General features: G+C 56.8%; 7 protein-coding genes and 1 tRNA gene. 4 read left to right on the forward strand and 4 right to left on the reverse strand.

Annotation, left to right across the window (positions count from 1 at the left end):
* A partial coding sequence (locus R6T97_RS15885; protein WP_410350259.1) for a carbamoyl-phosphate synthase small subunit occupies nucleotides 1-728 on the reverse strand: 728 nt, incomplete at its 3' end.
* Between the two features lie 175 nt (nucleotides 729-903).
* Here R6T97_RS15885 and R6T97_RS15890 point away from each other — a divergent pair.
* Entirely contained in the window at nucleotides 904-1365 is a 462-nt protein-coding gene (locus R6T97_RS15890) for a GatB/YqeY domain-containing protein (RefSeq protein WP_410350260.1), read from the forward strand.
* Nucleotides 1366-1374: 9 nt separating this feature from the next.
* Here R6T97_RS15890 and R6T97_RS15895 read toward each other — a convergent pair whose 3' ends face one another.
* Complete coding sequence (locus tag R6T97_RS15895) at nucleotides 1375-1869, reverse strand: DUF2244 domain-containing protein (protein WP_410350261.1); 495 nt, start codon at nucleotides 1867-1869, stop codon at nucleotides 1375-1377.
* A gap of 136 nt (nucleotides 1870-2005) precedes the next feature.
* Nucleotides 2006-3679, reverse strand: a complete 1674-nt coding sequence (gene ctaD, locus R6T97_RS15900; protein ID WP_410350262.1) for a cytochrome c oxidase subunit I — start codon at nucleotides 3677-3679, stop codon at nucleotides 2006-2008.
* Between the two features lie 209 nt (nucleotides 3680-3888).
* Between ctaD and R6T97_RS15905 the strand changes: the two genes are divergently transcribed.
* Together R6T97_RS15905 and R6T97_RS15910 are read left to right on the forward strand one after the other, a co-directional pair.
* Nucleotides 3889-5022: a carboxylate-amine ligase gene (locus tag R6T97_RS15905; RefSeq protein WP_410350263.1), complete on the forward strand. Its 1134-nt coding sequence runs from the start codon at nucleotides 3889-3891 to the stop codon at nucleotides 5020-5022.
* 32 nt (nucleotides 5023-5054) lie between these two features.
* Nucleotides 5055-5660 (forward strand): TIGR02466 family protein, encoded by a 606-nt coding sequence (locus R6T97_RS15910; protein WP_410350264.1) that lies wholly within the window; start codon nucleotides 5055-5057, stop codon nucleotides 5658-5660.
* Here the strand turns inward: R6T97_RS15910 and lipB are convergent, their stop codons facing one another.
* Nucleotides 5661-6311: a lipoyl(octanoyl) transferase LipB gene (gene lipB / locus R6T97_RS15915; protein ID WP_410350265.1), complete on the reverse strand. Its 651-nt coding sequence runs from the start codon at nucleotides 6309-6311 to the stop codon at nucleotides 5661-5663. It abuts the gene before it with no gap.
* Between the two features lie 105 nt (nucleotides 6312-6416).
* Between lipB and R6T97_RS15920 the strand changes: the two genes are divergently transcribed.
* A tRNA-Leu gene (locus R6T97_RS15920) sits at nucleotides 6417-6503 on the forward strand.
* Nucleotides 6504-6744 lie beyond the last annotated feature (241 nt).

Below are 6744 nucleotides of genomic sequence, written 5' to 3' on the forward strand. Positions count from 1 at the left end.
GGGCCATTGGACAGGAACACGCCGTCGGGGTTCAGGGCCAGCACGTCTTCGGCAGTCGCGGTTGCAGGCAGAACGGTCACGTCGCAACCCGCACTGGCAAGGCAGCGCAGGATATTGCGCTTTGCACCAAAATCAATGGCGACGACTTTGTGCCTGGGGTCGTTTTGCGGCTTATAGCCCTCAGGCCAGGCCCACCGCATTTCATTCCAGCTGTAGGATTGCGCGCAGGTCACGACTTTGGCCAGATCAAGGCCCTCAAGCCCTTGGAAACTGCGGGCTTTTCTGACCAGCGCCTCAATGTCGAAGTTGCCGTCCGGGTCATGCGCCAGTGCCACATGCGGCGCGCCTTGCTGCCGGATCGCACGGGTCAGCCGACGGGTATCGACACCACCCATCCCGATGCGGTTGCGCTTGGCCAGCCATGCGGTCAGTTCCTCGGTTGCGCGCCAGTTGGAAGACTGTGTCGGATCCCATTTGACAACCATGCCTTCGGCGACGGGATCAGCGGTTTCGTCGTCTTCAGGGTTGACGCCGGTATTGCCGATATGGGGAAAGGTAAAGGTCACGACCTGACCCGCATAGGATGGGTCCGTCATGATTTCCTGATAACCCGTCATTGCGGTGTTAAAGCAAAGCTCTGCTACGGTTTCACCGGTAGCGCCAAAGCCCATGCCATAGAAGATCGTTCCATCCGCAAGGGCCAGACATGCCGTTGGTTTCTGCGTCATGACCACTCTCCACAAATGCCAAATTGTGGCGGGTGTACGCAGGGTAGAGACCATGGTCAAGGGCGGATTGCGGCCTTGTAAACAAGGGGTGACGTCGCGGCGATGGTCCTTGTCTCTGGGGCGCGGGCACACTATGTGCTATGTTCGTTTGACGAAAAATGTACGGGACACATTTATGGACATGCGCGAACGGGTCAATGCGGCCCTCAAGGATGCGATGCGTTCGAAAGAAGCAGATCGCCTTTCAACGCTGCGGCTTATCAATGCCGCGATCAAGGATAAGGATATCGCGGCACGCGGCACAGGAGATGAAGAAGACGGCGTCAGTAATTACGATATTCTGGCGATCCTCGGGCGCATGGTAAAGCAACGCCAGGAAAGCGCACGCGCCTACGAAGAAGGTGGGCGGCTTGAGTTGGCGGAGAAAGAACTTTCCGAGATCAAGATCATCGAGGAATTCCTGCCCAAGCAGTTGAGCGAAGATGAGGCTGCCAAAGCTGTCGATACCGCGATTGCCGAAGTCGGCGCAGAGAACATTCGTGACATGGGTAAGGTCATGGGCGTCCTGAAAGCCAAATACACGGGGCGCATGGACTTTGGCAAAGCCGGTCCGATGGTCAAGGACCGGCTCGGCTAGGGATCAGCGTCACTGACCGGAGCGCAGCGCGCGCTTCAGATCGTCATATAGTGCCAACCTTTCCTCTACATCCAGAAACGCTCCGATTTCCACTTCGCGGTCGCCGCCGCGGAGTGTAATATAGTTTTCAACCGGTCCGCCTTTGGGATGCAGATGAACCGTCACCCAATAGCGGTTTGCATCCCATTCCTGCGTATCGCCTTTGGGGTTGTGCCGGATCAGGTGCGCATGTGCTTCATCCACGGTCAGTTCCTCCAGCACCTCTCCGCGGCGATAGCTGACGTGCAGGGCGTACCAGACGCCCGCGATCATCAGGCCAAAGAACGGCAATAATCCCCATAACACAGGCTGGCCCAGTAATGTCAGCAAGGGCAGGGCGACTAGGGCTGCGGTCGCCCCGATAAATAGCACGAAATCCTTGCGCAAAAGCGAGCGATAAGGCCAAAGGCTCAGTTGCCAGTGGGAGACATTGTCGGTTGGTTCGGGGGTCCATTCATAGGGCATATAGAAGTTTTAATACGCAGGCGCGCGAGGTCAAACTATCTGATGGTTTATGTTCCGGACTTGGGATTGAACGGGCCAAAAGAAAAGGCCCTACCTTTTGGCAGGGCCTTCTCTCCGATTTCATTTACGCCCTACGCTAATGCGCGTGCTTCTTGTCCCAGTCGGACTGCTTTGGCAGTGTTTCGAACGTGTGCTCCGGTGGTGGGCTTGGCAGCGTCCACTCCAGCGTGTCTGCATATTCGTTCCATGGGTTGTTTTCGGTCACCCGCTTGCCTTTGGTTAGGGTCCAGGCAAGGACACCGATGAAGAACACGAATGAAGCGAACGACAGGAACGCACCCAAGCTCGATACGTAGTTCCAGTATCCAAACGCCTCGGGATAGTCGATGTAGCGACGTGGCATACCCTGACGGCCCAGAAAGTGCTGTGGGAAGAATGTCAGGTTCGCGCCGATGAACATCGCCCAGAAGTGCAACTTGCCTGCCCACTCGGGATACATACGGCCGGACATCTTTGGCAGGTAGAAGTAGATGCCGGCAAAGATCGAGAAGACCGCACCAAGGCTCATCACATAGTGGAAGTGAGCGACGACATAATAGGTATCGTGATACACCCGGTCCACACCGGCCTGAGACAGAACGATGCCTGTGACGCCACCCAAGGTGAACAGGAACAGGAACCCGAAGGCCCAGAGCATCGGTGTCTTGAACTCGACAGATCCGCCCCACATCGTCGCGATCCAGCTAAAGATCTTCACACCTGTCGGCACAGCGATCACCATGGTTGCCAGCATAAAATAGGACTGCTGGGTCAGTGACATGCCCACGGTATACATGTGGTGCGCCCAAACAACGAAGCCCAGAACACCAATTGCCACCATCGCATAGACCATCGGCAGGTAGCCGAAGATCGGCTTGCGCGAGAAGGTCGCAACGATGTGGCTGATGATTCCGAAACCGGGAATGATGATGATGTAGACTTCAGGGTGTCCGAAGAACCACAGGATGTGCTGGTAAAGCACAGGGTCACCGCCGCCTTCGGGCTGGAAGAAGGTCGTGCCGAAGTTCCGGTCTGTGAGTAGCATCGTAATCGCGCCGGCCAGCACGGGCAGGGCCAGAAGGATCAACCATGCGGTCACGAAGATCGACCACGCAAAAAGAGGCACTTTGTGCAGCGTCATGCCCGGCGCGCGCATGTTCAGGAAGGTCGTGATCATATTGATCGCACCGAGGATCGATGACGCGCCCGACAGGTGAACCGCAAAGATCGCAAGGTCCATCGACATCCCCGTTTCCGAGGTGGACAGCGGCGCATACATCACCCAGCCAACGCCCGAACCTGCTTGTCCATTACCACCCGGGGCTAGCATGGATGCCACACCCAAGGACGCACCGGCCACGAACATCCAGTAAGAAAGGTTGTTGAGGCGCGGAAACGCCATGTCCGGCGCACCGATCTGCAGCGGCATGAAATAGTTACCAAAGCCACCAAAGAGGGCCGGAATAACAACGAAGAACATCATCAAGATACCGTGATAGGTGATCAAAACGTTCCAGAGATGGCCGTTTGGCGTGCAGTCACCTGCTGCTGCGGCCGTCAGTCGCGCGCCTTCAAGGCACATGTATTGTACACCGGGCTCCATCAGTTCCATGCGCATGTAGACGGTGAAGGCGACCGAAATAAAGCCAAGGATACCTGCAGTAAACAAGTACAAGATGCCGATATCTTTGTGGTTCGTTGACATAAACCAGCGGGTAAAGAACCCCCGCTCGTCTTCGTGTGCGTCGCCGTGGATGGCTGCGTCTGCCATTTTGGCTCTCCTCGTATTGGCTACTTTGAACGCCGCCGAGTCGTGGCCCGCCAGCGATTTGTCATCGTTCTAATGGGTTGATGCTGGGGGAGCAACAAAGGATGCACCTGATTGGTTGGGTTAATTTGGCGCAGGGGGTCATTTGATCAGAACCGCTGACAGGTCGCAAGATTGCCGCTAGATTGGCCCCAACGAAGAGGGGTTTCGCTATGGGTCAGGAAGAGCCACCGTTCACGATCGGTATCGAAGAGGAATATCTGCTGGTCGATCAAGAGACTTATGCGCTGGCGCACGCCCCTGACGGATTGATCAGCGCCTGCAAGAAGGACCTCGAAAGCAAAGTCAGCCCCGAATTCCTTCAATGCCAGATCGAAATTGGCACCGGCGTCTGCCAAACCATCGCAGAGGCCCGTACGGACCTTAGCCACTTGCGCCGCACCGTCGCCCGCCATGCTGCGGATTTCGGGCTGGCCCCGATTGCGGCCTCTTGCCATCCGTTCGCCGACTGGAAGGAACAACATCACACAGACAAGGAGCGCTATAACAAGCTGCGCCGCGATCTGGCGGGTGTGGCAAGGCGTATGCTGATCTGCGGGATGCACGTGCATGTCGGTATCCCGGACAAGGACATGCGGATCAAGCTGATCAACCAGCTCAAGTATTTCCTGCCGCATCTTCATGCGCTGTCCACATCCTCGCCGTTCTGGCAGGGCGAGGATACGGGCATGAATTCATATCGTCTGACGGTCTTCGACAATCTGCCGCGCACGGGCCTGCCGCCACAGATGGAAGACTGGTCACAGTTTTCCGCGACGGTCGATACGCTGATTGATCTGGGGTTGATCGAGGACGCCTCGAAAATCTGGTGGGATTTGCGCCCTTCATCCAGATTTCCCACCATCGAATCGCGTATCTGCGACGTCTCCCCGCGCATGGAAGTCACGCTAACGCTGGCCGCACTCACACAATGCCTGACGCGGATGCTGTGGCGCAAGTCAATGGACGGGGATGGCTGGCCGGTCGTGCAGAATTTTATGGTGGAAGAAAACCGGTGGCGCGCGCAACGCTATGGCATTTCGGAAGGGTTGATCGATTTCAGGCGCAAGTCGCTCATTCCGTTCTCGCAGGCCGTAGACGAGATACTGGAGCTTGTTGCAGATGACGCCGAAGCGCTGCACTGTGTGGCAGAGGTTCAGGCCGCGCGCGATATTGTGACCGATGGCACCAGTTCAGACCAGCAACGCAAGGTTTACACCGGGGCACTGGAGGCAGGGGCAAACGCGCAAGAGGCGCTTCGGGCTGTTGTGGCTTCGCTTGTGACCGAGTTCGGCAAAAATCTTTAGGATGAACGATGTTTGAAACTTCAAGGACAGATATGCTGTTCGCGACCCCATTGGCACGGATCAAACTGGCGGGCCACGATGTTCTGGATGCCGCACTTCTGGCCGAAGGCGCGCGGATGCGGGCAGCCAGCGAAGGTGTGCAGAAATCCAATCGCGGTGGTTGGCATTCGGATGGCAATATCTTTGACAACCCCGCAGCGTGTATCCAGAGCCTGCAAAAGGCCGCATCTGCCGCGATCCATGATCTGACCCGTCAGGTCACATCGCGCGTCGATCCCGCCGATCTTGACATGAAGCTGAACGGCTGGATGAACGCTAACCCCCAAGGCGGGTTCAACGCCCCGCATACCCATCCCGGCGCACATTGGTCGGGGGTTTACTATGTCTCTCAACCTGCCGTGGATGAAGGCAATTCCGGCATGATCGAATTTCTCGACCCGCGCAGCGATTTGCCCAACTGGCGGATTCTGCAGGCCAACAGCTTTCGCCCCAAACGCAAGATCAGACCGGACGCAGGCGAGATCATTCTTTTTCCATCCTACCTTGTCCACTGGGTCTATCCCAATGAAACTGCCGACGAGCGGGTGACGATTGCGTTCAACGCGACATTTCGCAAAAAGCGCAAGAAGGTGAAATGATCAGCCGGTAAACGATGTGTCAAACGTCGCCTGCAACGCCACATCCAGATCATCCATTGTGACCGGCAGCCCCAGATCGACCAGTGACGTCACGCCGTGGTCGCGGATACCGCAGGGGACGATGCCTTCAAAATGGGTCAGATCCGGTTCGACGTTGATCGAAAGGCCGTGAAACGACACCCATTTGCGCAGGCGAATGCCAAGGGCCGCGATCTTGTCCTCGGCGGGTGATCCGTCAGCGTTGCGCGTCTTGTCGGGCCTTTCAACCCATACCCCCACGCGCCCCTCGCGAATTTCACCTTTGACATTGAATGTATCCAGCGTGGCGATCACCCAGTTCTCGAGGTCCTTGACGAACCGGCGCACGTCATGGCCCCGCTTGCCCACATCCAGCATGACATAGGCCACACGCTGCCCCGGACCGTGATAGGTATATTCGCCACCGCGCCGGGCCTGATGCACCGGAAAACGGTCAGGATCGACCAGATCGCCAGTCTTGGCCGATGTGCCGGCAGTATAAAGCGGCGGATGTTCGAGCAGCCAGATACATTCATCTTCCGTGCCGTCGATGATACCGGCGACACGGGTTTCCATGAAGGCAAGGGCCTGCGCATAATCGGTCAGCCCGTCTGTTATGATCCAATCCACCATACGCATGGCGTACCCCTGCGCCCGTGCGATGAAAAGGGGGTGATTTCCCTCTTGGCATCGCAAATCCGCTCGTCTATGAGTGCCGCACTTACCAGCCTTGGACTTGCGGTCGTGGCGGAATTGGTAGACGCGCAGCGTTGAGGTCGCTGTGAGGTAACACTCGTGGGGGTTCGAGTCCCCCCGACCGCACCAATTAAACAGATATTTGTTTGTTAATTCAATTGCTTGGTGAGTGCAGTCTAAATAATATCCCCCAAAATATCCCCCGCGATATGAGGGCTGGTAGATGACTATGAGTTTGGTCGCGCTCAAAACCATCATACAATAGCGACCTTTTCAGGCCTTCTTAGTGCTCACTGGCTCCTTCCGAGAAAAACGCTACTGCGATCCGGGAGGCAATTTCCGGTTCGTGCCTTACGGACATGCGGCTCGC

Source organism: Yoonia sp. (assembly GCF_046498525.1).
Taxonomy (GTDB): domain Bacteria; phylum Pseudomonadota; class Alphaproteobacteria; order Rhodobacterales; family Rhodobacteraceae; genus Yoonia.

Excerpts from the sequence above, each read along its gene's own strand:
- R6T97_RS15890 (WP_410350260.1), top strand. The coding sequence starts at position 904 with ATGGACATGCGCGAACGGGTCAATGCGGCCCTCAAGGATGCGATGCGT.
- R6T97_RS15895 (WP_410350261.1), bottom strand. The coding sequence starts at position 1,869 with ATGCCCTATGAATGGACCCCCGAACCAACCGACAATGTCTCCCACTGG.
- ctaD (WP_410350262.1), bottom strand. The coding sequence starts at position 3,679 with ATGGCAGACGCAGCCATCCACGGCGACGCACACGAAGACGAGCGGGGG.
- R6T97_RS15905 (WP_410350263.1), top strand. The coding sequence starts at position 3,889 with ATGGGTCAGGAAGAGCCACCGTTCACGATCGGTATCGAAGAGGAATAT.
- R6T97_RS15910 (WP_410350264.1), top strand. The coding sequence starts at position 5,055 with ATGCTGTTCGCGACCCCATTGGCACGGATCAAACTGGCGGGCCACGAT.
- lipB (WP_410350265.1), bottom strand. The coding sequence starts at position 6,311 with ATGGTGGATTGGATCATAACAGACGGGCTGACCGATTATGCGCAGGCC.